General features: G+C 37.8%; 20 protein-coding genes and 1 pseudogene. 14 read left to right on the top strand and 7 right to left on the bottom strand.

Annotated features, from left to right (window positions below; translation table 11 throughout):
- Positions 1–98 precede the first annotated feature (98 nt).
- The 5 genes from DRF67_RS08990 to sucC all read left to right on the top strand — a co-directional run bounded on the left by DRF67_RS08990 (position 99) and on the right by sucC (position 5,672).
- Positions 99–1,427: a hydroxymethylglutaryl-CoA reductase, degradative gene (locus DRF67_RS08990; protein ID WP_115927965.1), complete on the top strand. Its 1,329-nt coding sequence runs from the start codon at positions 99–101 to the stop codon at positions 1,425–1,427.
- A gap of 166 nt (positions 1,428–1,593) precedes the next feature.
- Positions 1,594–2,682 carry a hypothetical protein gene (locus tag DRF67_RS08985; protein ID WP_115927964.1) on the top strand — a complete coding sequence of 363 codons (1,089 nt, stop codon included), beginning with the start codon at positions 1,594–1,596 and terminating at the stop codon, positions 2,680–2,682.
- 1 nt (position 2,683) lies between these two features.
- Positions 2,684–3,070 (top strand): DUF423 domain-containing protein, encoded by a 387-nt coding sequence (locus DRF67_RS08980; protein ID WP_115927963.1) that lies wholly within the window; start codon positions 2,684–2,686, stop codon positions 3,068–3,070.
- Between the two features lie 2 nt (positions 3,071–3,072).
- Positions 3,073–4,350, top strand: a complete 1,278-nt coding sequence (locus tag DRF67_RS08975; protein WP_115927962.1) for a chloride channel protein — start codon at positions 3,073–3,075, stop codon at positions 4,348–4,350.
- 131 nt (positions 4,351–4,481) lie between these two features.
- A complete protein-coding gene (gene sucC, locus DRF67_RS08970; RefSeq protein WP_115927961.1) occupies positions 4,482–5,672 on the top strand; it encodes an ADP-forming succinate--CoA ligase subunit beta in 1,191 nt (396 codons plus the stop codon).
- Positions 5,673–5,856: 184 nt separating this feature from the next.
- Here the strand turns inward: sucC and DRF67_RS08965 are convergent, their stop codons facing one another.
- Positions 5,857–6,741: a mechanosensitive ion channel family protein gene (locus tag DRF67_RS08965; RefSeq protein ID WP_115927960.1), complete on the bottom strand. Its 885-nt coding sequence runs from the start codon at positions 6,739–6,741 to the stop codon at positions 5,857–5,859.
- 94 nt (positions 6,742–6,835) lie between these two features.
- Between DRF67_RS08965 and DRF67_RS08960 the strand changes: the two genes are divergently transcribed.
- The gene (locus DRF67_RS08960; protein WP_115927959.1) at positions 6,836–7,471 is read left to right on the top strand and encodes a peroxiredoxin; all 636 of its coding nucleotides are present in this window, start codon (positions 6,836–6,838) and stop codon (positions 7,469–7,471) included.
- A 97-nt stretch (positions 7,472–7,568) separates the two neighbouring features.
- Here DRF67_RS08960 and DRF67_RS08955 read toward each other — a convergent pair whose 3' ends face one another.
- Both DRF67_RS08955 and DRF67_RS08950 read right to left on the bottom strand, forming a co-directional pair.
- Complete coding sequence (locus tag DRF67_RS08955) at positions 7,569–8,159, bottom strand: outer membrane beta-barrel protein (protein WP_115927958.1); 591 nt, start codon at positions 8,157–8,159, stop codon at positions 7,569–7,571.
- A gap of 289 nt (positions 8,160–8,448) precedes the next feature.
- On the bottom strand, positions 8,449–8,964 hold the full coding sequence (locus DRF67_RS08950) for a hypothetical protein (RefSeq protein WP_115927957.1): 516 nt from the start codon (positions 8,962–8,964) through the stop codon (positions 8,449–8,451).
- Positions 8,965–9,334: 370 nt separating this feature from the next.
- Here DRF67_RS08950 and DRF67_RS08945 point away from each other — a divergent pair.
- Positions 9,335–10,389, top strand: a pseudogene (locus tag DRF67_RS08945) (Gfo/Idh/MocA family oxidoreductase).
- Positions 10,390–10,508: 119 nt separating this feature from the next.
- Here DRF67_RS08945 and DRF67_RS08940 read toward each other — a convergent pair.
- Entirely contained in the window at positions 10,509–12,392 is a 1,884-nt protein-coding gene (locus DRF67_RS08940; protein WP_115927956.1) for an ABC-F family ATP-binding cassette domain-containing protein, read from the bottom strand.
- Between the two features lie 189 nt (positions 12,393–12,581).
- On the opposite strand from DRF67_RS08940, the gene DRF67_RS08935 reads away from it, so the two are divergent.
- Positions 12,582–13,094, top strand: coding sequence for a 5' nucleotidase, NT5C type (locus DRF67_RS08935; RefSeq protein WP_115927955.1), 513 nt, complete (start codon positions 12,582–12,584; stop codon positions 13,092–13,094).
- Positions 13,095–13,233: 139 nt separating this feature from the next.
- On the top strand, positions 13,234–14,886 hold the full coding sequence (locus tag DRF67_RS08930; RefSeq protein ID WP_115927954.1) for an alpha/beta fold hydrolase: 1,653 nt from the start codon (positions 13,234–13,236) through the stop codon (positions 14,884–14,886).
- A 140-nt stretch (positions 14,887–15,026) separates the two neighbouring features.
- On the opposite strand, the gene DRF67_RS08925 is transcribed toward DRF67_RS08930, so the two are convergent.
- On the bottom strand, positions 15,027–15,890 hold the full coding sequence (locus DRF67_RS08925) for a glycoside hydrolase family 25 protein (RefSeq protein WP_115927953.1): 864 nt from the start codon (positions 15,888–15,890) through the stop codon (positions 15,027–15,029).
- A gap of 65 nt (positions 15,891–15,955) precedes the next feature.
- Here DRF67_RS08925 and DRF67_RS08920 point away from each other — a divergent pair, with 65 nt between their 5' ends.
- The 5 genes from DRF67_RS08920 (at position 15,956) to deoC (ending at position 20,441) form a co-directional block, all read left to right on the top strand.
- On the top strand, positions 15,956–17,218 hold the full coding sequence (locus DRF67_RS08920) for an NAD(P)/FAD-dependent oxidoreductase (protein ID WP_115927952.1): 1,263 nt from the start codon (positions 15,956–15,958) through the stop codon (positions 17,216–17,218).
- A complete protein-coding gene (gene trmD, locus DRF67_RS08915; RefSeq protein WP_115927951.1) occupies positions 17,215–17,886 on the top strand; it encodes a tRNA (guanosine(37)-N1)-methyltransferase TrmD in 672 nt (223 codons plus the stop codon). The genes DRF67_RS08920 and trmD overlap by 4 nt, the downstream gene beginning before the upstream one ends.
- 372 nt (positions 17,887–18,258) lie before the next feature.
- Positions 18,259–19,194, top strand: coding sequence for an endonuclease/exonuclease/phosphatase family protein (locus tag DRF67_RS08910; RefSeq protein ID WP_115927950.1), 936 nt, complete (start codon positions 18,259–18,261; stop codon positions 19,192–19,194).
- A 27-nt stretch (positions 19,195–19,221) separates the two neighbouring features.
- Positions 19,222–19,692 (top strand): Lrp/AsnC ligand binding domain-containing protein, encoded by a 471-nt coding sequence (locus DRF67_RS08905; RefSeq protein WP_115927949.1) that lies wholly within the window; start codon positions 19,222–19,224, stop codon positions 19,690–19,692.
- 2 nt (positions 19,693–19,694) lie between these two features.
- Positions 19,695–20,441: a deoxyribose-phosphate aldolase gene (deoC, locus tag DRF67_RS08900; protein WP_115927948.1), complete on the top strand. Its 747-nt coding sequence runs from the start codon at positions 19,695–19,697 to the stop codon at positions 20,439–20,441.
- 51 nt (positions 20,442–20,492) lie between these two features.
- Here deoC and dusB read toward each other — a convergent pair whose 3' ends face one another.
- Positions 20,493–21,488, bottom strand: coding sequence for a tRNA dihydrouridine synthase DusB (dusB, locus tag DRF67_RS08895; protein ID WP_115927947.1), 996 nt, complete (start codon positions 21,486–21,488; stop codon positions 20,493–20,495).
- Positions 21,489–21,613: 125 nt separating this feature from the next.
- Positions 21,614–24,817: a hypothetical protein gene (locus DRF67_RS08890; RefSeq protein ID WP_115927946.1), complete on the bottom strand. Its 3,204-nt coding sequence runs from the start codon at positions 24,815–24,817 to the stop codon at positions 21,614–21,616.
- Between the last annotated feature and the right edge of the window lie 279 nt (positions 24,818–25,096).

Here is a 25,096-nt window from a genome sequence, read left to right as displayed (position 1 = left end):
AGTTCCAAAATTGATAAATATCAAATTTTTTTCATGGAAGTTATCCATAAAAAAAAGCCTCAAAATCATTATATTTACGGCTCATTAAAGTTTGTACTATGAATCATAAACCAATCGAAGGTTTTTCCAAGCTTCCAAAGCAGGGAAAAATAGACTGGCTCGTAAACGAATATCTTCAGGGAAACCAGGAATATCAAAATATATTAAAACAATATTGGAATGATGATGCTGATCTTCAGAAGCTTCACGATGAATTTTCTGAAAATACGATCTCCAATTTCTATATGCCCTACGGAATCGCTCCGAATTTCTTAATTGACGGAAAACTGCTGGCTTTGCCCATGGCCGTAGAAGAAAGCTCGGTCGTAGCAGCAGCCTCCAAAGCAGCCAAATTCTGGATCGATAAAGGGGGCTTTAAAACAACCATTATCAATACTGAAAAGTTGGGACACACCCATTTTATATTTAATGTAGAGCCGCATAAACTCCTTCACTTCTTTAATTTCAGTTTAAAGAAAAAGCTGATGGAAGCTACAGAAGATATCACTTCCAATATGAGAAAACGTGGTGGAGGTATTCTTAACATCAGTCTCGTTGATAAGACTGCAGAGATGCCGGATTATTACCAGCTGAAGGCCAGCTTTGATACCGTAGATTCTATGGGGGCAAACTTTATCAATTCATGCCTGGAGCAATTTGGTAAAACATTGAAGCAGGAAGTGGCAGTCAGTGAGGATTTTACCCAGGAAGAGAAAAATTCATTACAGATTGTTATGAATATCCTTTCCAATTTTACACCAGACTGTATCGTGCGAGCTGAGGTTTCCTGTAAAATGGAAGACCTGAAAGACGACAGCGGGATTTCTCCCGAGGAATTTGCCTCAAAATTCAAGCAGGCGGTTACCATTGCCGAAATTGAGCCTTATCGGGCAACCACTCACAATAAAGGAGTGATGAACGGAGTAGATGCGGTGGTGATTGCTACCGGAAATGACTTCAGAGCAACGGAAGCCTGTGCTCATGCGTATGCAGCCAGAGACGGGCAGTACAGATCTTTAACACATTGTACAACCGATAACGGAATTTTTAGATTCTGGATCGATCTTCCGATTTCAGTCGGAGTAGTGGGTGGATTAACAAATCTGCACCCTCTGGTGAAATTCTCACTGGCACTTCTGGGGAAACCTTCAGCACAGGAGCTCATGAGTATATTGGCTGTTTCGGGTCTTGCGCAGAATTTTGGAGCATTGCGCTCTTTAGTTACAACAGGTATACAAAAGGGACATATGAAAATGCATCTGTTGAATATTTTGAACCAGTTGGGTGCAACAGAAGAAGAAAAGCAGCATTTTGTGGCCTACTTCAAAGATAAGACGGTGAGCCACCATGAGGTGATCAATGAGTTTAACAAAATGAGAGGAAACTGATGCTACAGATCATCTTGCCTATTGTATTCCTGCTCTTTGGATTTTTTCTAAAGAAAACCAATAACGAAGGTTTCCGAAGCTCCAAGAGATTTGCAAATATGTTTATCATACTGGGTATTTCGACTTTGGTGGCCAAGTTTATTCTAATGTATATCAAGTCCAGATCGTGAAAAGGAGCATTTTATTTTTCCTGTTGATTTTTGGTGTTGGCTTTTCACAGCATAAAAATCTGAAGATCAGTAATCTGCAGCCTAAAACCGATGATTCAGTTTTTCCGGTCGTATCCTATGAGCACAATCGTAAAGTAGAAAATAAAATAAACACTTTCCTTCAGGTGGATCAGCTTGAGCATGTTCCGGGAGCAGAAGGAAACCCTTTTAAGCTGGTTTCGTCAGGCACAACTTCTTACTCAAATTATATTTACTTTTATAATTGGGAAAAGCTGAGTACACCAGATCATATTTTGACCATCGGTATTCATGGGGAAGCTTCAGGAGCGTATCCGGAAGAATTTTCAGATTGGAAAAATTTTGATCTGCGAACAGGTAACTTTATCAATGCCGAGGACTTATTTCGGCCGGATGCCATCCAAACAGTAGAGGGAATCATCCAGAAAAAAGTGAAAAAAAGGATCTCTGATTTTCTTGCAAAGCTGAAATCTGATAAAAACCGTACCGAAGAAACGGAAGAGCAGATCGGTATATATGAAGGGTGCTTTACCGAGCATACTTTAGAAGGGATAAGATACTATTTTGGAAAAGATAAAATGACTTTTGTAGCCGGAAGATGTTCTAACCATGCGATGAGGGCTCTGGACGAGCTGGGCAGTCATGAAATTGTACTTCCCTATAAAGAATTTGAAAAATACTGGAGTCCGTATCTGAAAAATTTAATTTCCGGGTCAGACAGGATAGAAAAGACCAGTTTCAGAAATAAACTGTACAAAGGTAACATCGACGGGAAATATCCGATCACCGTTCTTGTGACACGCTTCTACCCTGATCATGATCAATCGGGCATAAGTGCCTTTCAGGCAGAATACTGGTATGATAAGACTAAAAAGCTAATCAAATGGGATGGACAGTTGAAAGGTAATCATATTCTGATTACAGAAAATGACCATTACGATGATACTACAAGTCAATGGATCCCAAGAGCATTTATAAAAGCAGATATGGATGGAAATAAAATCTCAGGAACCTGGCAGGATGCTAAAACAAAAAAATATTTAACCCTAGAATTAGAAGAGTTATAAAATGAAAACAATTACGTTAGTTTTTGGAGCAGTTTACGGAATGGTATCTGTAATACTCGGTGCCTTCGGAGCACACGCCTTGAAGAAAATATTAGCTGTGGAAAGACTGGAAAGTTTTGAAACAGGAGTAAGATATCAGATGTATGCAGCATTTTTCCTGCTGATCATAGGATATATTCTAAAATTTGAAACTTCTGCAGAAAAATGGACCTCCATTTTGATGATTGCAGGAACCATTTTGTTCTCAGTGAGTATCTATTTTCTGAGCATGCAGGATTATCTGGGAATGAATCTGAAATTTCTGGGACCCATTACACCGCTTGGGGGACTGATGATGATCCTGAGCTGGGCAATGCTTATTTTTTACTTTGCTAAAAACAGAATTTAAAAATGAAAATCAACAGGAGAAGACGGCTTATTAGAACGTTCAATCTTTTGGATCAGCCGATAAGATTCAATCCTTTTGTATTCAGCCGTACTTTTTTTATGTGGGCCGTTACAGGTCTTGTAGGCGGAATTATTGCTGGTGGATATTGGATCGTATTGGAGCATTTTACTGAATTTCTTGCCGAATTTCATGGATGGCAGGTGATCCCCACAATGGCAATCTGTGGATTGCTGGCAGGGTTGGTGATTCACTTTATTGGAGATCCAGGGGAAATTCACCTGATTGTTAATAACATCAGATTCAATAAAGGAAAGCTGGAACCTAAAAATAACCCTTCCATGATTTTGTCCTCACTTTTTTGTGTCGCATCGGGAGGGAGTTTGGGGCCTGAAGCGCCTCTGGTTCAGGTAACAGGTTCTACCGGAACCTATCTGGGGAAAATTTTCAGGCTAAAAGGAGAAGAGCTGCGCTCCCTCAGTATTGCAGGGATGGCGTCAGGTTTTACGGCATTATTTGGTGCTCCGCTTGGAGGAAGTCTTTTTTCATTGGAGATCCTGCATCATAAACATGCGGTTGAATATTATAAAGCCATTATTCCGGCTTTGGTGGCAAGTTGTTTCAGTTACCTGATGTTTGCATTGATCATTCATATGGGAATTGGGGCAACATGGGATCTTAAGGCTTACCATTATACCGGAGTATATGATTTTTTATATGCTGCATTGTTTGGAATTGTAGGCACTTTTTTTGGATGGATTTTTATTTTTGTAGTCAAATTCTTCAAGAAAATCTTTGAATACAGAAAGTTTCCGATCTATATCAAAACCTTTACGGGAGGAATTATTTTAGGAATTATTGCCTTTTATTTTCCCATTACGAGATATTTCGGGCATCATGAAATCAATCAGTTGATCGGCGGAAATTATGGATTAAACTTCCTGATTCTGATTCTGGTTTTTAAGATACTGGCTATTGCCATTACGGTAACTTCCGGATGGAGAGGAGGTTTCATTATCCCATTGTTTTTTGTGGGAACTACGTTAGGATTAATTATCCATAACTTATTTCCAATGGTAGACACTACCTTAGCGATTGTAAGCTGTATGGCGGCCATTAATGCCTGTGTAACCAGAACACCGATGAGTACAACTATTATTTTGGGTACGCTGACCGGATTTACTTATTTTGTTCCCATATTGTTTGCCAGTCTCACCGGATATTTTCTGGCTCCGAAAATTCCGTTTATCGGATCTCAGTCTGAAAAATTGGCTGAAGAATAAGGCAAATTTGGGGGATATGTTAAAAATCAAGTCAGTCAGACTCTAAATTTTAAGTCAATAAACTTGAACTTCCATGTCTTTTTAGTAAATTTGTCAACCTTTAAATTTTTAAATAAAATAATAAAAATAATATGAATCTTCACGAGTATCAATCAAAAGAGATTTTATCAAAGTATGGAGTAGCTATCCAACGTGGTTTCGTTGCCAATAACGTAGACGAAGCTGTAGCTGCTGCTGAAAAACTAACTGCTGAAACTGGCGCTCAAGGGTGGGTAGTAAAAGCACAGATCCACGCAGGGGGTCGTGGTAAAGGTGGTGGTGTAAAGTTCTCTCCAAACATGGATAAACTTAAAGAAAACGCTCAGAACATCATCGGAATGCAGTTGATTACTCCACAAACTTCTGCTGAAGGTAAAAAAGTAAATTCTGTTTTGGTTGCAGAGGATGTATATTATCCAGGTGAGTCAGAAACTAAAGAATTTTATGTTTCTATTCTTTTAGACAGAGCTGAAGGTAAAAATACCATCGTATATTCTACTGAAGGAGGAATGGATATTGAGCATGTAGCTGAAGTAACTCCTCATTTGATCCACAAAGAAATCATTGATCCTGCTCTAGGTCTTCAAGGATTCCAGGCTAGAAAGATTGCTTTCAACTTAGGTCTTGAAGGAAATGCTTTCAAAGAATTTGTAAAATTCATCGGTTCTCTTTACAATGCATATACTGGAATTGATGCTTCTCTTTTCGAGATCAACCCGGTACTAAAAACTTCTGATAACAAAATCGTTGCTGTAGATGCTAAAGTAACTTTAGATGACAACTCATTGTTCCGTCACAAAGACTTAGCTGAGCTTAGAGATACAAGAGAAGAAGATCCAATGGATGTTGAGGCTGGTGAAGCTGGTCTTAACTTCGTAAAACTGGATGGTAACGTTGCTTGTATGGTAAACGGTGCAGGTCTTGCTATGGCAACTATGGATATCATCAAATTATCAGGTGGTAACCCTGCCAACTTCCTTGACGTGGGAGGTACTGCAGATGCTCAGAGAGTACAGACTGCTTTCGGAATCATCTTAAGAGATCCAAATGTAAAAGCAATCCTGATCAACATCTTTGGAGGTATCGTAAGATGTGACAGAGTAGCTCAGGGAGTTGTAGATGCTTACAAAGCAATGGGTAGCCTTCCGGTTCCATTGATCGTAAGATTACAGGGAACTAACGCTGTAGAAGCTAAAAAATTAATTGATGAGTCTGGTCTTCCGGTTCACTCTGCAATTACTTTAGAAGAAGCTGCAAATAAAGTAAAAGAAGTTTTAGCGTAAGCTGAAATTTTAAGATAAATAAAAAAACCGTTTCACTTGTGAAGCGGTTTTTTTATTTTGAAATGTAAAAGGTGCATGTTCTTGTTATGTCCAATTATATCCAATGATGTCCAAACCTTATAGGTTTTTAAAACCTATAAGGTTTAATTTTTAAATTTATTATCCGATAAATTCCGTGTACATATTATTTATCCTCGTTTCCCTGCAGAGTATTATCTCCATTGGTAATACTGATGCTCGTAGGAGTTACAAGCTGTATTTTATCAGTGTCAAAACGTTCTTTAATACTTAGATAGGCCATACTTTTGACCTGAGCCAGGTTAGCACCTATTTTGATCCAGAATTTAACCTGAAGATTGAATGACCCCTGCTTTAAATCCGTAAAAATAACTTCAGCAGTATCCAGTCTGTCCACATTATCAAGATTTTTAACAACCTCCAGAATTCCTTTCTGTGCCTTGCTGATATCTTCGTCAGCAGGAATTTCAAAATTTAAAATTATTCTCCGCTGCGGAGACGCTGTGATATTGTAAAACGGAGCGTTAAAAACCACCTGATTCGGAATATAAGCCTTTTTGCCATCATCAGTAAGGATTTTAGTCGTTAAAAAACCGATCTCCTGCACTGTTCCCGAATGGGCTCCTATAGTGATATAGTCTCCCACCTTAAATGCTTTATCTATTCCTATCAGCATTCCTGAGAAAATACTTGAAACGAGATCTTTCAAAGCGACCCCGGCGATAACCCCGGCAACCCCAAGACTTCCGATAAATTTCCAGAGGAAACCACTGAATCCCATAATTTCAAGGGAAATAAATGTTCCCATCAGCATAATAAGAAATCTGAATGCTCCGATTAAGGTCACCAGAGAGCTCTCCTTTTGACTTTTAGGGAAGAGTTTATGGAATAATTTTACCGATGCCTGGCTTAGATATTTACTGGTAATAAGAAAGAATGTAAATACCAATATACCAACGATTAGTTTTGGGGTAAGCTCGGCAAATGTTACATACCAGTTTTCCAATACCTTATAAACAACATCAACATAGCTGAGTCCAGTTTTCTCCATGAATACTTTTTTTAATTAAATATATAAATTTTCAGCAAAAAATTTGCCAGTTCCAAAAAGTCTACTAAATTTGTAGACTATAAAAACAAATCGTATGTCAATCAAATTAGGAGATACCGCACCAGACTTTCAGGCAGAATCATCAGTAGGAGATATTCAATTTTATAATTATTTGGGAGATTCGTGGGGGATTTTATTCTCACATCCTGCAGATTATACACCGGTATGCACTACAGAGCTGGGATATACGGCAAAGCTGCAGGATGAATTTGCACAGCGGGGAACAAAAGTGATTGCTTTGAGTGTAGATGGAGTAGAAGACCATCAGAATTGGGTAAAGGATATCAACGAAACCCAGAATACAGAAGTGCAGTTTCCCATCATTGCAGATAAAGACCGGAAAATTTCAGAACTTTATGATTTTATTCACCCCAATGCTTCAGCGACAGCTACGGTGCGTTCTTTACTGATTATTGACCCTGCTAAAAAAGTACGGTTGATTATTACATACCCTGCTTCTACAGGAAGAAATTTTAACGAAATTCTCAGAGTGCTGGATTCTTTACAGCTGGTGGATCAACATCAGGTTGCCACTCCGGTTAACTGGAACCATGGGGATGAGGTGATTATTCCTCCTTCCATCTCTACAGAAGAAGCTCTGAAACTATTTCCAAAAGGCGTCACAGAAATAAAACCCTATCTCAGGTATACGCCGCAACCCAATATATGATTTATTTGATTTTTTATAGTTTAGTTTTAATTTGTACGAAAAGCGCCCCGGAATAAAATTCAGGGGCGCTTTCATTTTTTTATAAGTATTTCAGTGATTACTTAACATCGTTGATGATTTGCTTTCCTTTAGACGTAGGAAGATAAATCTGGAAACCTAAACCAAAAGTAATTTTGTTGGTATATCCTCCGCTTCCGAATCCTGCATTGGCATCATATTTAATCAAACCTTCTAAACCAATGTTTGGCGTAATGAAGTATGAATACCCAGGACCGAATCCAAAGTTAAGACCGTTAGAAGAAGAACCTCCTTTAGAGATTGATGTTCCTCCAACACCTAAATTACCTTCTAAGAACCATCTACCGTGATGTAACAGGTTGTTTACTCCCTGCTCTCCCGGGTTAAGATAGTAACGTCCTAATGCTCCTACATTATAAGTGAATGTAGTTGGGGCATCTTTAGCTCCTTTGAAGCCTAAATCAACATATCCACCCACTGCAATGTTATCTTCAATAAAATAAGCTCCTTTAGGCTGGATATTGAAGTCATAACCACCTCCTTTGTTTAATCCAAAGTTGGCGCCTGCAAGGTTACCCCCTACCATCCAATTACCTTTTTGAATCTGAGCGTTTGCAGTTGCTGTTAAACCTGCTACAGCTAATATCCCTGTTAAAATAAGTCTTTTCATAATTTATTATTTTAATAATTAAATGTTTATTATTCCCGAATTATAGAAAAAACAATAAATGTGCCAGACTCTTAATTTTAGACAATATTTCTAAATTAATGTTAAGATTATGAGTGAGATACAATTTAATTTTTTAACAATATAACTGATGATTCTTCAATGATAAATAAGTGATATTAGATCCGAAAAAAGGATGCCGCCAAAATCAAAAGAATTTATCATTTCTACATTTGAGATCTACACAAAGTGCCAGTGTAGATATATTTTTAAATTATTCGTATCATTTTCATCAAATAAACAGAAGGATCACTGAAATAATCAGACCTGCAATTGTGAATTTGATGCCCCGCTTAAAAGCCTTTGTTTTAGGATTAAACATCCAGAAGCTTGAAATGACAAAAAAGAACAGTGAAATTCCAAAAAATACGCTGAGTGGCGAAATGGCGTCTTTGGACTGTGATTTGTGCAACGAAACCATTTTATCCAGGACAAAAGGAAGCTCTTTTTTCGCATATAAGGCTTTTCCTGTTGCCGAATCGTAGGTTCCCTGCTTGAAATACAAAACAGTTCCTTCGGTTTTCTCTACTTCAAGACCTTTCATTTTAAGCTCTTTTTTCAGTTGCTTCTCAGAAAGATGGGTCGCAAGGGTCTTGTCATATTTCTTTTCGCTTTTCAAAAAATCAGTGTCCCTGTACACCAAAAGAATCCCACTCAATGCATACACTGCCATAATCCCGGCAAGGAAATAGCCCAGATACCGGTGTGTAATTCTCATGAAACTCCTGGTGTCTTTAATCTTATCCATATTTTATTTTTGTTTTTTTTACTATCAAAAGCAGAAACTGCTGAAATGCCTCTAGGGTTTTCTTGCCATAGCCATTTAATTGCTGATAAAACAGGACTCCATATCTTGTTTCGTAGCTGATCAACCACAATGAGTAGAATATAACCAGTAACTTGGAATTAACCTTAGATGATCAGAATATCCTTGGTTTATCAGAGCATTTCTGTACTATTTATATAGAATAGGCGCAAATGTAAGTAATTGACCACGATAAACATAAATGTATGACTTTTGTCATGCTCTTAAAAGCTGACTGATGGATTGTTTCTATACTTCCTGTGAAAGGGAAATGGACCGGATTTTATGAATATATTTGTTGAAAATATAAAGTATGCAATTGGTAAAAACAGGACTTTGTGCCTTTGGGATGAGTGGGAAAGTATTTCACGCTCCCTTTTTAAAAGAACATCCGGGCTTTTATATTTCTGCTATCGTGGAAAGAAGTAAGGAGGAATCTAAGGAAAAATATCCTGAAGCGACCATTTATCGCAGTGTAGAAGATATGCTTCAGGACGCAGACATAGAGCTGGTTATCATCAACACTCCTGTACAAACTCACTATGAATATGCAAAAAAAGCTTTGGAGGCAGGAAAAAATATTATTGTTGAAAAACCGTTTACAGTGAATGTTTCAGAAGCTGAAGAACTGGTGAAGCTTGCTGACGAAAAAGGCTTGTTTGTAAGTGTCTACCAGAACAGGAGATTTGACCGTGATTTTTTACAGGTGCAGAAAGTATTGCAGGATGGAAAATTGGGAAATATCAAAGAAGTGGAAATCCGCTTCGACAGATTTCGTACAACACCCAGTGGAAAGCCACATAAAGAAAATCCGGACCAAGAAGGATCAGGATCGCTTCATGATCTGGGAGCTCATCTCGTAGACCAGGCACTCTATAGTTTCGGTTATCCGGAAAAGCTGTTTGCCGATGTGTTTTCTATGAAAGGGGCAGAGTTTGCCAACGACTACTTTGAAATTCTTCTTTTTATAAAGATCATTTAAGAGTACGGCTGAAATCCTCGGTTTTCAGCAAAGAAGCCCATTATGCATATCAGCTTTACGGAGATAAAGGAAGTTTTTTACAGGAAAGGACAGACAGTCAGGAAACTGAATTGGTGGCCGGAACTATTCCGGTTTATGGAAAAGAATGGACCAAGCCGCTAAATGAACCGGATGGAATTCTCAACTTTCTGAATGAAAATGGAGACACGGAAAGAATCTTCACTTCCAGTGACTCCGGAAATTATATGGACTATTACCAGCAGATTTATGAGTACATCGTTTTCGGGTATGCTTTACCCTCGCCCGGAGAAGAAGTTATCCAGAATATGAAAATCATTGATGCTTCCATGGTAAGTTCGAATGAAAGGAAGGTGATTGATTTATAAAATATCAGTGATGAATTATGCATTGAAGGGCATAACAGTTTTGGGGTGATAAAATTCCTGTCAAATGCAAAACCTTGTTTTTAAAAGCAATGCATAATTCATACCTTTATATTATATGACTACAGTATTTCCTGCAGCTCCAGCCATCTCATTTCATGGTTTTCCAGCTTTTCCGAAATTGTTTCAAGCGCTGCAGAAAGCCTGGCAATCTTTTCATAATCTGCTTCATTATTCAGCTGATCTAAAATTTTTGCACGTTCCTTTTCAAGTTCAGGCATCTCCTTTTCAATCGTTTCCAATTCCCTTTGTTCTTTAAAGGTGAGTTTTCTTTTTTTAGTATTGCTTTCCGCAAGAGCCTCGGGTTCCTTTACCGGTTCCTGTTTTATTACAGTGTTCTTTTCTAAAGTCTCTTCGCGGCTTTTGGCTTCTCTGTATTCTGAGAAAGTTCCTACAAAATCTCTGATCTTTCCATTTCCTTCAAATGCCAGCACATGGCCTACAATTCTGTCCATGAAGTACCTGTCGTGGGAAACGATAATCAATGATCCCTGAAATTGCTGCAGGAAGTTTTCAAGAACTGTTAATGTAGGAAGGTCAAGGTCATTCGTTGGCTCATCAAAAATCAAAAAATTAGGGTTCTGATAGAGAATATACATCAGATGCAGCCTTCTTTTTTCACCGCCCGAAAGCTTTGAAATAGGTGAGTACTGGGTCTGATCATCAAATAAGAATAGTCTTAAAAACTGCGATGCAGAAAGACTTCTTCCATTTGCTAAAGGATAAAACTCTGCAATTTCCTTAATAAAATCGATCACACGTTCGTCCTCTTTATAAGCAAGTCCTTTCTGGGAAAAATAACCGAAAGAAATCGTTTCTCCGATTTCAATTTCTCCTTTGTCAGCTTTTTCAAGTCCCTGGATAATGTTCAGTAAAGTAGATTTCCCAGCTCCGTTCTTACCCACAATCCCTACTTTCTCTCCTCTTTGAAACTGGTAGCTGAAATCCTTCAGAAGGAGCTTGTTTCCAAAGCTTTTATCAATATGCTTTAGCTCAAGAACTTTGTTGCCAAGGCGTTTCATTTCAAAATCAAGTTCCAGACCATCTTTTCGGGTATCGGTTTTCGCTACTTTTTCCGTTTCGTAGAAAGCATCGATCCTGCTTTTGGATTTAGTGGTTCGTGCCTTCGGTTGTCTGCGCATCCATTCCAGTTCTTTTCTGTAAAGATTGTTGGCCTTATCAATGGTAGCATTAAGGTTTTCCTCACGGATCATTTTATTTTCCAGATAGGTTGCATAAGAGCCATTGTGAACATACAGATTCTGATCCTCCATTTCCCAGATAATGTCGCATACACTGTCCAGGAAGTAACGGTCGTGGGTAACCAGCAGTAGCGTGATTTTTGCTTTGTTCAGATAATTTTCAAGCCATTCCACCATATCCACATCCAGGTGGTTGGTAGGTTCGTCCATGATGAGCAGAGTATGTCTGTGTTCTGCCCTTGTCTCTGTGAGCAGCTTGGCCAGCGCCACACGTTTGATCTGTCCTCCCGACAGAGTCCCCATCTTCGCTTCAAGATCCGTGATTTTGAGCTGTGAAAGAATCTGCTTCATTTCATTTTCAAGATCCCAGGCCTTATGAAGTTCCATGTCAGCAAGTGCCTGTTCTATGAAGACGGAGTCTGTAGAAAGAAGAGACTTATGGTAGTTTTTCAGAGCAAGGATCGGTTTAGAATCCAAAGTCATCATAAATTCGTCAATGGTAAGGTTGGGATCATAGTCGATTTCCTGATCGAAAAGAACAACCTGGATATCTTTATTAATGATCGCGTTCCCGCTATCTGCTATTTCTTTACCCATTAATATTTTCAGAAGGGTAGATTTTCCGCTTCCGTTTTTGGCAACGATGGCAATTTTGTTCCCTTCATTGATATGGAAAGAAATATTTTTGAACAAAACTTTGATGCCGTAAGATTTGGTAAGATTTTCTACAGAAACGTAATTCATTGGAATTATGGTTTGATTTTATTGTTGAATTGAACGGCAAAAGTACAAAAATGTAACCACAAAATTTCTTGCAGTAGCTTTTATAAAAATGAATATTTATAATTTTTTAATAGACTGTGTCCGTTGGGTGAAAGAACTATTCATTAATTTTGATATAATTAAAATAATAATGAAAAACCGATTGAAGCAATGAAAAAAGTAATCGTAGATATGGACGGGGTTATGGCAGATGTATACCATCAGCTGATACAGTTTGAGAAGAGAGATACGGGAAGAGAAGTAGAAATCAATGATGTGGTGGGCCGGCCGGAAATAGAAGCTTTTCCCAACGGTAAAAAACACGTCAACGAAGTCGGCTTTTTCAGAACACTGCCGGTAATGAAAGGGAGCAGGGAAGCGATGGAATACCTTAACAGTAAATATGAACTTTATATCGTGTCTGCCGGAATGGAGTTCCCGAACAGCTTAAGAGAAAAATATGACTGGCTGGAGGAGCATTTTCCATTTATCACCTGGGAACAAATTGTTCTTTGCGGGAGTAAAAGAGTTGTTTCGGGAGATATAATGATTGACGATTATCCGAAAAATTTAAATCACTTTTCAGGACAGCGATTGATTTTTACCCAGCCTCATAATGAGCTTGTAGAAGATGATACCTATGAGAGAGTAGATTCATGGGAGGAAATTATGAACATTCTATAGAAGAGCATTATTAAATTTTTTAGAATTAGCGCTAAATCACAAATAATTAGAATAATTTTAACTGAAAAGGCATTAAATTTAATAAGACCTTATGAATAATGATCGTTCTAAATAGATAAGTTTGCAGCAAACTTTTAACATGAAAAAAATTAGCGTTTTCTTCTTTCTGATGGCAGTATCTGCCTTTAAAGCACAAACGATTTCCGGAACTATTATTTCTAAAAATGAAAACCAGCCCGTTCCTTATGTAAAAATTGGAGTAGAAAAGAAAACTACCGGAACAATTTCTGATGGAAAAGGAAAATTTTCAATAGACCTTTCCGGTCTGGATCCACAACAGAAGGTGAAAATCGCAGTGCCGGGGTATGAAGTATACGAAGAAACCGTCCAGGATTTTAAAATGCATAACCTGCAAAAAATATTTTTAATTGAGAAAACTAAAAATATTAAGGCCATCGCAATAAAGCCTAAAAAATTGGTAGATAAAAACTGGGGTGTTAATACTAAAACCAAAAATGTTTTATATTCAGTAAATCCTGCAGTACATCAAAATAATTTTCTGGGAGAAACAGCATTAGCATTTAATGCAAAGAAAAGATCTAAAATCAAAAATATCAACCTGAATATTGCTCACTTCACTTCTACAGAACCGGTTTTGATGCGATATAGTATTTATAGTGAGAAAGGCGGTTTTCCGGATAAAAATATTTTGGATGAAGAAATTACTGTTCAGCTTACTGAAGATATGATCAAAGACGGAACTTATACACTTGATGTCAATGATCGTGACATCTGGATTAATGGAAAGTTCTTTGTTGGAATTCAATTTTTAAAAGCATTTAACGGAAATATTAAGATTAGTGCGGCGTTATTGAAAACAGGGTTTATAAGAGAGTTTTATGGCGACTGGAAAAAAATGACGATTGCAGCACCTGCTATTAATATTGATGTGAAAATGGATAAAAACGGAAAAGAGACTAAGGACGATAATGGCTTTGCAGATGATGATGTTCCTCAGGGTTGGATAGCGGACAACTCAAACAATATACAGGAAGCAGATCAATCGATATACGGGAAAAATGAATCTGCAGGGAAGTATATGAAACTGAAGGATACAGATCTTTATTATGAAGTATATGGTGAAGGCGAACCTTTGGTATTGCTTCACGGTAATTCGGGAAGCATAAAAGATTATTATCAGCAGATCCCGGTGCTTTCTAAACAGTATAAAGTAATTGCAGTAGATACAAGAGGGCAGGGAAAAAGTAAAGATATTTCCAAAAGAGATTTTAGTTATCAATTATTTGCAGATGATATAAAAGCGTTGTTAGATCATCTGAAGCTTGATAAAATCAATATTGTCGGTTGGAGTGATGGCGGAAACACAGGACTCGAATTTGCCTTGAAATACCCCGATCATCTTAATAAACTGGTAGCGATTGGAGCTAACGCCTTTCCTGAAGGTGTAGAAAATAAACTTATTGAACATTTCACCAGTCAAATGACACAGCTGAATCAATTGGGTTCTGCTGAAACCATCAATGAACGTAGGCTCTTAAAAATCATGATTACGGAACCTAACATCAGTAAAGCTGATTTAAATACAATAAAAAGTCCGGTTCTGATTATTGCAGGAGACAGAGATGTTATAAAACAAGACCATACCGAGTTTATTTCTAAAGAAATTCCTAATGCAGAAATGAAAATATATAAGGATACTACACATATGGTTCCTTTTGAAAAACCGGATCAGCTTAATGCGGATATTCTCAATTTTCTGGGAAAGAAGTAAAGCAGGAAGTTTAAAAATTTCCTTTTAATCTCAACATTGAAATTAAAAGGAGCTTTTTTTGAGTCATTAGAAAATAAATGTAAAGTTGGTGTTTGGGATTTAGGAAACTTTCCTCTCCCGGCATCCATCTTCCAGCCTTATTAATCTAATGTAAGTCTTTTCAGAGACCACGAATTACCATTATAAATATTAAGATCAATCTTGGTATTGATGCCATAAACAATCCCGTTTTCCGTGAACTGCCAAAAATCCCAGTCATCGTTGGGAGATGGAGCGGGAACATCATTGTAATTAGCCAGCCAAAGCGGATATTCTTCAAATTCACCTTTCAGAAAATCTTTATAATAATGGTAGTACGTGTAAATAATGGGTTTCTCACCGTAGGTTTCCTCTACAATTTTACACCATATTTTAAGATCTTCAATCAGTTTTTTATTGGTTTTACGTTTAGGTATTTTTTCGATATCCAACACAGGGGGGAGGTCTCCGCTTTCTAGTTTTACATTCGCCAGAAAATTATTCGCCTGAATAATGGGATCTTCATCCGCCCTGTAGAAATGATAAGCACCGCGGATAAGGTTGTGCTTTTTTGCTTTTTCCCAAAATTCAGCAAAGTGTTTATCAGCACTCCTGTTTCCCATGGTAGCCCGCATGACAACAAATTCCAGTGGAATGGTTTTGTTTCCAATGCTCAGGCTGTCCCATTTGATATCTTCTTTGTTTTGATAATGGGAAATGTCAAAGCCGTAGGTCTTGTCGAGATTGCCGGAAAGAATTCTCTGAATCCTTAACGTTTCTTTTTCGCTGTTATGAAGTTTTTTGTGGGTGAACTTATTAAAGTACAGCGCATAATAATAACTGACAGATTGTTTCAGGTAAAAACCGGTCCCTATCAAAGCGATAATCAGAATAACCAATATGACCTTTCTGCGGAAAAAATAATTGTTCCGTCGGTGTTTATGGACTCGTTTGGCAGTTTTTTTGGTGTACTTTTTTGGTGTCATAAAGTTTTGCAAAACTAACTTTTTTCACTGCTAAATGCTAAATAAAATCAGTAAATTTGTGTATTATGGAAACACGCGAAAAAATCATCATTATAGGAGGAGGATTTGCGGGGCTGCAGCTTGCAAAAACATTGAATAATAAGAACAAAAAAGTTATTGTTCTGGATCGGATGAATCATCATATGTTTCAACCGCTTTTTTATCAGGTTGCCTCAGGAAGGATAGAACCTTCCAATATTTCTTTTCCCTTCAGAAAGATTTTTCAGCAGTCCAGAAATACACAGTTCCGGATGACCGATGTAAGGGAGATTGATCCTGTCAACAATAAAGTGATTACGGATGAAGCCGAATTTACCTATGATAAACTGATCATTGCAACAGGTTGTAAAACTAATTTTTTCGGTAATAAAGAGCTCGAAGGAAAAGCCTTCGGAATGAAAAATACCCAGGAAGCTATCAGTATCAGAAATCATGTGCTGATGACGTTTGAGAAACTCATCATTGAGAAAAGCCGCAGCGACGACGGAAACTGGAATATCGTTATTGTAGGAAGCGGACCCACGGGAGTTGAGCTGGCGGGTGCTTTTGCTGAAATGAAAAAAGATATCCTTCCCAGAGATTATCCTTATATGAACTTTGACCAGCTGAAGATAATACTGGTAAGCTCTACCGAAAAACCCCTTGCCGTAATGAGCAGTGAAGCCCAGGAAAAATCCGAAAAATATTTGAAAGATCTTGGTGTTACTTTTCTGAGCGGAGAGGTAGTGACAGATTATGATGGCGATAAGGTGCACTTGAAAAGCGGCCGCGCGATTCCGTCTAATAATGTGATTTGGGCAGCCGGAGTAACCGGGAATGTCATAGCTGGTTTTCCTGAAGAAAAACTGGTCAGGAACCGATATATAGTAGATCGATACAACAAAATAAAGGGTTACGATACTATTTATGCAATTGGAGATATTGCCTACATGGAAACCCCAAAATATCCACAGGGACATCCACAGGTAGCCAACGTAGCTATTAATCAGGCCAAAAATTTAGGTAAAAATCTTTTAAAGAAAAATACAGAGGAGTGGAAGGAGTATGAATACGACGACAAAGGCTCCCTGGCAACAATTGGAAAACACAGAGCCGTTGTTGATCTGCCGTTTATAAAGTTTCAGGGATTCCTGGCTTGGTATTTCTGGATGTTTCTCCACTTAATGCTCATTTTGAGCGTTCGAAATAAGCTTGCCATATTCTTCAACTGGATGTGGAGCTATATCAACAAAGATTCTTCTTTAAGATTAATTATATTACCTAGTAAGAAAAACGAAACATTACAATGAGAATTGATATCATAAGCGTACTTCCGGAACTGATGGAAAGTCCGTTTACAACTTCTATTTTGAAGAGAGCAATGGATAAAGGTTTGGCAGAAGTGCACTTTCACCACCTCAGAGACTGGGCTGTCAATAAGCACAGACAGATTGATGATGAACCTTATGGAGGCGGTGCGGGAATGGTCATGATGGTGGAGCCTCTGGACAAATGTATTTCTGAACTTAAGTCTCAGAGAAATTATGATGAGATCATCTATCTGACTCCTGATGGGGTCACCCTTAATCAGAAAATAGCCAATTCTTTATCTATTAAAAATAACCTGATATTTCTTTGCGGACACTATAAAGGAATAGATCAGCGGGTGAGAGATCTTCATATTACCAAAGAAATTTCAATAGGCGATTATGTCCTTACCGGAGGAGAGTTGGCAGCGTGTGTTCTTGCTGATTCCATTATCCGTTTGCTTCCTGGAGTTCTGAATGATGAACAAAGTGCATTGACTGATAGTTTTCAGGATGACCTTCTTTCTCCACCCATTTACACAAGACCGGAGACGTATAAAGGACTGGAAGTTCCCAAGGTTCTGCTAAGCGGAAATTTTGGGAAAATTGAAGAATGGAGACATGATGAAGCCGTAAGAATTACAAAAGAAAAACGTCCGGATCTGCTTTAAAACTAACGAAAATAATTTTTGCTTCAAACACATATTCCATCAGGCTTTTTGTCGAATGGAATAATATTTGTTGCATGACTATAAAATACGGAAAAAATCGTGTGATTTTGCTTGTTTTTGAAATTTTATTTTAAATATTTTATTTTTCATGATATTTTATTTGATTTCAATATTTACGGTATATTTTTGAAATAATTGAATATTTAATTCATGGTCATTGGTATTATTGATATTTTTTAATATATTTGAATTGTTTATTACTGGAAATTGATTTTAGTATATATTAGGCCCTCAATGAGATTTGAAAAAAAATAATAAATTTACATTTTAAGGAAAAGAACATAATAAATTAAAGTATAGAAATTTGTGCTGATGGAGTTGTTCTCTTTTTATAATGTCGAAAATTTATTTTTACCAGATCCAAAACCTATCCATAAACTTGATCCTACAAAGTCAGGTTTGAGAAACTGGGACGAGAGAAGATATAAAAACAAGCTTTTTAAAATTTCTCACGTTTTTCAATTAATGAAGGAGGATAATGGTACACTGCCATTCATCATAGGATTATCTGAAGTTTCCGGAAGGAAAGTTTTAGAAGATCTTGTCATGATGGACCCTTTTAATTCTGAATATGGAATTGTACATTACAATTCTATGGATGAGAGAAAGGTAGATGTAGCCATGTTATATAATAAAAATAAAGTAGAGGTGATCGATTCTGAAACCATTACTTTCTTTTTTGAGATAATAAATAAAAACACAGGAAATTACGACACAACCAGAGACGTACTTTTTTCAAAAATAAAATATAAAGGGGAAATTATTAATGTCTTTATCGCCCATCTTCCCTCTAAGCGCGAGAAAGATATCAATAAACCAAAAAGAGCCTTTATATTGAGTGAGATTCGTGAACGAATCATGAAAATAGTAGATGATGATAAAGAACATGTGATATTGTGTGGTGATTTTAACGAAAACCCGGATGATGAAAATTTAGTACAAATTCTCTATGACAATGATCATGAGAAGGTTTTGATGAACCCTTTTCAGGAATTGTTTTCTACAAGAAATTATTCTACTTTTCATTATAAATCTGGACTGCTTTATGATCAGATTATGATGTCGAGATCCCTTCTCGATAATAGTGTTCTGTCTTTTCAGAGTGCTCATATTTTTAATTCTGAAAAAATCAGCAGCAGGGTCAGAAATTTTGAAGGACGTCCCTTCCGAACATATGCCGGTACGCGGTATTTGGGCGGATACAGCGACCATTTTCCGGTTTTTGTTAAATTTAAAAGTTTACGATAAAAAACATAGATAATAAAAAAGTAGAAAATGAAAAATTCGAGTAACACAAGCTATCATTTAGATTCGATTGACAAAGAAATCATCTACATGCTGATGGACAATGCTAAAACTTCTTTAGCTCACATTTCAAAAAATGTAGGAATTTCCACTACAGCTGTACATCAACGAATCAAAAAATTGGAACACGCCGGAGTCATTGAAAACTCAATCTCATTCCTTAATCCCAAAAAAATCGGGTACAAGGTCATCTCCTATATTGGCGTATTTCTGGACCAGCCCAGTCACTATCCGGATGTAGTAAAATCTCTGCATGACATCAATGAAGTAGTGGAAGCCCACTATACTACAGGAAATTATACCATATTTCTAAAGGTGCTATGCAAAGACAATGATCATCTGATGCAGATTCTCAGCAAAATTCAGAAATTAAAAGGAGTAACAAGAACAGAAACCTTTATATCTTTAGAACAAGGTATTTACAGACAATTGAAAGTATAATTATTATGAACGTAGCCCACTATTTGGATTCCACATATCTGAAGACACCACAACAGTCAGGTATTTCAAACGAAGAAACTCTTCAAAAAGATAAAGAACTTGCTCAGGAAGCGATTGATCATGGCATTTTTGCTGTAATGATCCGCCCGGACTATGTAAAGGAGATCAGGAAATATATCCAGGAAAGAAATTCAAATGTTGTAGTGGGGACTGTAATTGGCTTTCACGAAGGAACTTATTCAGTGGACGAGAAGCTTACAGAAGCCTCAAAAGCCATTGAAGACGGAGCAGATGAACTGGATTTTGTTATTAATTATAGTGCCTATCTTGAAGGAGATACCGCATTGGTAAAAGATGAATTTATACAATGTACACAGCTATCCCTTAACCATCATAAAGTTGTAAAATGGATTATTGAAATTGCTGCTTTAACTGATGATCAGATTGCTGATCTTACCCAAAAGATTTCCACCTGGGCAACAGAGAATTTTTCAGAAAGTGATCTGTCCAGAATCTTTGTAAAATCTTCAACGGGATTTTATGAAACCACGGGTGGAAAACCGAACGGAGCAACCTTTGAAGGGATAAAAATCATGCTCGACAATGCCGGGAAACTTCCTGTAAAGGCTGCCGGAGGGGTAAGAACCCCTGAAGATGCTGAGAAAATGATCCGTATGGGTGTACAAAGAATTGGTACCTCATCAGCACTTGCATTAATAAAGAACCAGACCTCGTCAGAAGGATACTAAATTCTATTAAAAGGAAAAAAAAACCATCAATTCAATTGATGGTTTTTTTGTTTATACCTGTTCCTGATATTCTTCGTAAAACTGTTGAGTCTCTTTAATTAAGCTGTCCATTTCCACTAGAGTGAAAACTTCAAGGAATTTTTTCCTAAACTCTTTGAAATGTGGAATTCCTCTGAAATAATTGCTGTAATGCTGTCTCATTTCTACCAATCCCAATCTCTCGCCTTTCCATTCTGCACTCCATTCCGCATGTTGGCGCACAGCTAGCAGACGGTCAGCAATGGTGGGAGCGGCCAGGTGTTCTCCGGTTTTAAAGAAATGCTTGATTTCATTAAAAATCCATGGATATCCGATGGCAGCTCGTCCGATCATAATTCCGTCACAAGCGTATTTCTGTTTGTATTCCAAAGCCTTTTCTGGAGAATCTATATCACCATTACCAAAAATTGGAATTTCAATATTAGGATTCTGTTTGATTCTTGAGATGTGTTCCCAGTCTGCTTCCCCTTTGTACATTTGTGCACGGGTTCTGGCATGTATCGTTAATGCTTTGATGCCTGTTTCCTGAAGACGTTCCGCTACCTCATCGATGTTAATGGAGGTGCTGTCCCAGCCCAAACGGGTTTTAACGGTCACAGGAAGATGAGTAGAACTCACCACTGCTTTAGTAAGGCGAACCATCAGATCAATATCTTTTAAAACGCCGGCACCGGCACCTTTGCAGACAACTTTTTTTACCGGACATCCAAAATTAATATCAACCAGGTCCGGATTTACGGTTTCTACAATCCTGGCGGACATAGCCATTGCTTCCTCATCCCCACCAAAAATCTGTATGCCAACCGGTCGTTCATAATCAAAGATATCCAGTTTTTTACGGCTTTTGATCGCATCGCGAATTAAGCCTTCAGAAGAAATAAATTCTGAATACATTAAATCTGCACCATGCATTTTGCACAAACGTCTGAACGGAGGATCACTTACATCTTCCATTGGGGCTAGCAAAAGCGGAAATTCCGGCAGTTCTATGTTGCCTATTTTTATCATGGTGCAAATTTACAAAATTCTAATTATAAGAAAATATGATAATATCTATCAGTATGATGTAGAGTCTGGTGTACGATGAATGAAAGAAGCTAGACTTAAAAATGTTGTGGTGTGAGAGTAAGTTGTTAGAAGCTTGCCTTTACCTGCATGCTGCCAATATGGATGGTTCTGTCCCCTGAATTTCGACCTTCATAATTCAGATTAAGCTGAATAAAAGAGTTGATGGCTTGCTGAATGAATACACTCCATACCTGGTTTTTTCCAGGCTTAAGACCATCCAGCATCTGGTTTCCTACGATACTGAAGTTATTTCCGGTGAAATTATTGCTGATGAAGGAAAAATTACCCCGGATGGAAGTTTTTCTGCGTTCCCACTGTACGGTTCCTGTAATGTCGAATGCCTTTAACAGCTCTTCCCCGTCTAACCTCTCCTTCTGACGGAAGGCAGAAGAAAGTTCGGCCTGGATGGCATCGGTGAATTTATAGGTTGCTTTGGGCTTGGTTTCAAAATTATTTAACCGGTAATCCCTTGTTGTAAACAATTGGGATGAATTTTTAATATCATGTACCGAATTCTCCCAGTCGATTCTGAATTCTTTATTGAACCAGTAGCCGATATTCAGGAAATGAGAGGTCTGCTCGCGTTCCTCATTACTGAAGTTGGCATTGATCAGATTGTCATTGGAAATAAACCGGTAGTTTCCGTTCCAGCCGGATTGATCTGTGGGATTAAACTGTACTGAGGTCAGAATGTTCTGGTTCTTAAGAATCTGATCACTGTTTTTTTCAAACGGATTCAGCACCAGGACTTTATCTTTTTTATAGAATGAGTTCTGTGAATTTAATGAAATATTAAAGTTCCATCGCTTCAAAAATGCATTTTCAGAATTGAAAACAATCGCCGGATTGACAAATAAGGCCAACTGGAGTTTATTTTTATTGGACGGAATATAGCGTACGGAATTGGTGTACACACGGATATACTGAGCAAGGTCGGAATACTCAGCAATTTCAAATTCATCCAGCTGCTGAATACCGTCACCATTATAATCGGTCCATTTATATACACCTTGTCCATCTGTCACTTTAAGGTATTGGAATTCCCGCTGCGCTTCCTGCCCGTTCCCAAGTTCATAAAAAGCCTGAAGGCGCATCCCGTTTCTGAAAAGCTGTTGATTATAAAGAATATTTCCAACCACGAAGTCATTGTTTCGTATGACATCAGATTCGGCACCGGAATAGAAAAATTTTCTGTAATGAATCAATGCATTTAAAGTCGTTCGCTCAGTCTTGATGATCTGGCTTTCAGCCATGATTCCCAGGATATTATTCATGTTCTGGAGCCTGTTATCCCGTACGGAATCATTATCACGCATATACACTTTTGCCAATAGCTTTGTCCGGGTACTGTCCCCGATTTTCTTCTGTACAAAAAGTTCTTTCCAGCTGAAGCTCGTCACATCCATGAGTTGGGTATCGTTGTACTTTTTTTCATTATGCTCCATGCTTCCTCCTATCGCCCAGCTTCCTTTTTTACCGGTAAACTCCGTAGAAACACCACCGCGGATGAATTTGGTATCTTGTAACGTTGCGGTTGTATTCAGGTAAGACAAGTTTCCTTTTGTGAAGAACTTTCCTGTGATCCAGCCAAAATCCAGATCATTTTTAATGCCCTTATAAGAATCCTGCTCATTCAGATAGTTGACACGGTAGTTGATTGTGGATTTATTATTCCATTTGTTCAGGAAACTGAAAATAAATCTGTTTTGCGTTCTTTTGTTGAATTCCTGGGCAAGGTTAAAATCCCTGGAGAATTCCACATCATTGATACGATCCAGGATATGAAATTGTCTGTCGATATATTGATATTCAAAACTCGGCGTTCCTTTCCATGCATTTTTTGTAAAAGTTTTATTTCCAAAAACCCTCCATGCATACCCGATATTCTGATCCGCATCTTTCGATGAAAATAAATTGACATCATAATTGCTTAATGAGATATCTGTACCGATTTTTCCGTCGTTCAGCAGATATTCGGAATTTAAGGTGTAGACCTGCGATTTTTGGGGTGAAGGTAATTTTCTTACAGCGCGGTAATCACCGGCATTCTGACCTACATACTCAAAGACACGGCCATTATTTGTAGTCTGAGAAGTTTTATAATCTCCCTTGTTTGCCCCAAAATAGGTAAAAGAAACCTGGTAAAGCGTATCATTCTGATCCGTTGAGAATTCATAAAAATTTCCGGCAGGATTAAGACGGTATAAAATTTTATTAACGTCATATTCAGTAATCACGCCAGAGGGTGCATACATCAAATTAGGATCATTACCTGCATCAGCTAAGATCTGTTCATCTTCTTTGGATAAGTTTAATGAGAGGGGCGCATTTTTGTTATCATTTTCCATGAACCAATTCAGGCCCACTTTAAACCGCTCTCTCTGATGCTCAAGCTTTCCCGTAAACAGGTACCTCGAATAATTCCTGTTGGCGTAATTATAAGAAATGGTAATAAAGTTCTGTTGGAAGATAGGGCGGAAACTGGTAAAAGTCACTTCTCCCGTATTGTAGTTGATGACATAATCCTGGTTTTCTCCTCTTTTCATCAGGATTCCATCGATGAAAACCTGTTCAGAGCCTGAGATCAGGGTGATAAACTGTTCACCGTTTTTACCGGTAAGACGGTATGGCCCCTGGTTCCCTTCCACCCCCTGGAAACGGATCCTGTGAAATTCACTTCGTGCAACTCCTGCAGAGACATCAATAAGAGTTTTGTTTTCTTTCCCCAATATAGTCTGGAACTGGATTCCCATACTTCTCCGCTGATATTTGGCAAAGTAATTCTTGGCCTCTACAAGATCAAGGTGACCTGCCCTCAAAATAGATTTATCTTTTATATTGAGCTGCATATAGATCTTGTCAAATTCCTCTAAAGTCTGGGTATAACCATCAGCCTGAATAGGCAGGTTGTGATCCGAAATACTGGCCAGAATTGTGACATCCTTTGAAAGTCTTCCGGAAATCTGGAGATCCATAGAACTTTGTACGGACTGACCCTGGTTGTTCCCAAAAGTAATTCCCCTGATAATAGACCCTTTGGAATTAAGTTCTCCCAGAAACCTCTTTTTGTCATTTTTTGCGAGCACCGCCTCGTCAATAATGATCTTATTATTGGTTCTGATGAAGTCCAGAGTATCTTTGGCGAAGATATCCTGCTCAAGTCTGGCCGCTAAAATACTGTCCTTTTTTATGCTGTCTTCGGGAACGTTGGGATTCTTCCATGAAAAAACCTGGGCATTTCCTGAAAATATGCCTAGGAAGAATAACATGAATAGAATAATACAATTCCGCAAGTCCTTAAAATAATTCGTAAAAATAATTAAAAAATGTTAACAGTAAGGGATCAACTATTATTAACAGAAATTTAATTCAAATATTGTGAGGGCTTTAGAGGTAAGAGTCATGTTAATCCTGAAATTATAAATAATACAAGGTAAGATCTTGAAAATTTTAAGCAGATGTAATTGACAGGAGGTTCGCATACGGAGTACAAATAGGGTAGTATGTGTAAGGTAACTTAAACTGTAAAAATTTCAGCTGACTGTGAT

It is taken from the genome of Chryseobacterium pennipullorum (assembly GCF_003384725.1).
GTDB classification, from domain to species: domain Bacteria; phylum Bacteroidota; class Bacteroidia; order Flavobacteriales; family Weeksellaceae; genus Chryseobacterium; species Chryseobacterium pennipullorum.
This window is presented reverse-complemented; position numbering and strand designations above follow the sequence as displayed.

Bases quoted from the DNA above. Each gene is read 5' to 3' on its own strand.
- sucC (WP_115927961.1), top strand. From the start codon at position 4,482: ATGAATCTTCACGAGTATCAATCAAAAGAGATTTTATCAAAGTATGGA.
- DRF67_RS08980 (WP_115927963.1), top strand. From the start codon at position 2,684: ATGAAAACAATTACGTTAGTTTTTGGAGCAGTTTACGGAATGGTATCT.
- DRF67_RS08955 (WP_115927958.1), bottom strand. From the start codon at position 8,159: ATGAAAAGACTTATTTTAACAGGGATATTAGCTGTAGCAGGTTTAACA.
- DRF67_RS08905 (WP_115927949.1), top strand. From the start codon at position 19,222: ATGAAAAATTCGAGTAACACAAGCTATCATTTAGATTCGATTGACAAA.
- DRF67_RS08925 (WP_115927953.1), bottom strand. From the start codon at position 15,890: ATGACACCAAAAAAGTACACCAAAAAAACTGCCAAACGAGTCCATAAA.
- DRF67_RS08935 (WP_115927955.1), top strand. From the start codon at position 12,582: ATGAAAAAAGTAATCGTAGATATGGACGGGGTTATGGCAGATGTATAC.
- dusB (WP_115927947.1), bottom strand. From the start codon at position 21,488: ATGATAAAAATAGGCAACATAGAACTGCCGGAATTTCCGCTTTTGCTA.
- DRF67_RS08950 (WP_115927957.1), bottom strand. From the start codon at position 8,964: ATGGATAAGATTAAAGACACCAGGAGTTTCATGAGAATTACACACCGG.
- DRF67_RS08930 (WP_115927954.1), top strand. From the start codon at position 13,234: ATGAAAAAAATTAGCGTTTTCTTCTTTCTGATGGCAGTATCTGCCTTT.
- DRF67_RS08990 (WP_115927965.1), top strand. From the start codon at position 99: ATGAATCATAAACCAATCGAAGGTTTTTCCAAGCTTCCAAAGCAGGGA.
- DRF67_RS08910 (WP_115927950.1), top strand. From the start codon at position 18,259: ATGGAGTTGTTCTCTTTTTATAATGTCGAAAATTTATTTTTACCAGAT.
- DRF67_RS08975 (WP_115927962.1), top strand. From the start codon at position 3,073: ATGAAAATCAACAGGAGAAGACGGCTTATTAGAACGTTCAATCTTTTG.
- DRF67_RS08940 (WP_115927956.1), bottom strand. From the start codon at position 12,392: ATGAATTACGTTTCTGTAGAAAATCTTACCAAATCTTACGGCATCAAA.
- DRF67_RS08965 (WP_115927960.1), bottom strand. From the start codon at position 6,741: ATGGAGAAAACTGGACTCAGCTATGTTGATGTTGTTTATAAGGTATTG.
- DRF67_RS08960 (WP_115927959.1), top strand. From the start codon at position 6,836: ATGTCAATCAAATTAGGAGATACCGCACCAGACTTTCAGGCAGAATCA.
- trmD (WP_115927951.1), top strand. From the start codon at position 17,215: ATGAGAATTGATATCATAAGCGTACTTCCGGAACTGATGGAAAGTCCG.
- DRF67_RS08920 (WP_115927952.1), top strand. From the start codon at position 15,956: ATGGAAACACGCGAAAAAATCATCATTATAGGAGGAGGATTTGCGGGG.
- DRF67_RS08890 (WP_115927946.1), bottom strand. From the start codon at position 24,817: ATGTTATTCTTCCTAGGCATATTTTCAGGAAATGCCCAGGTTTTTTCA.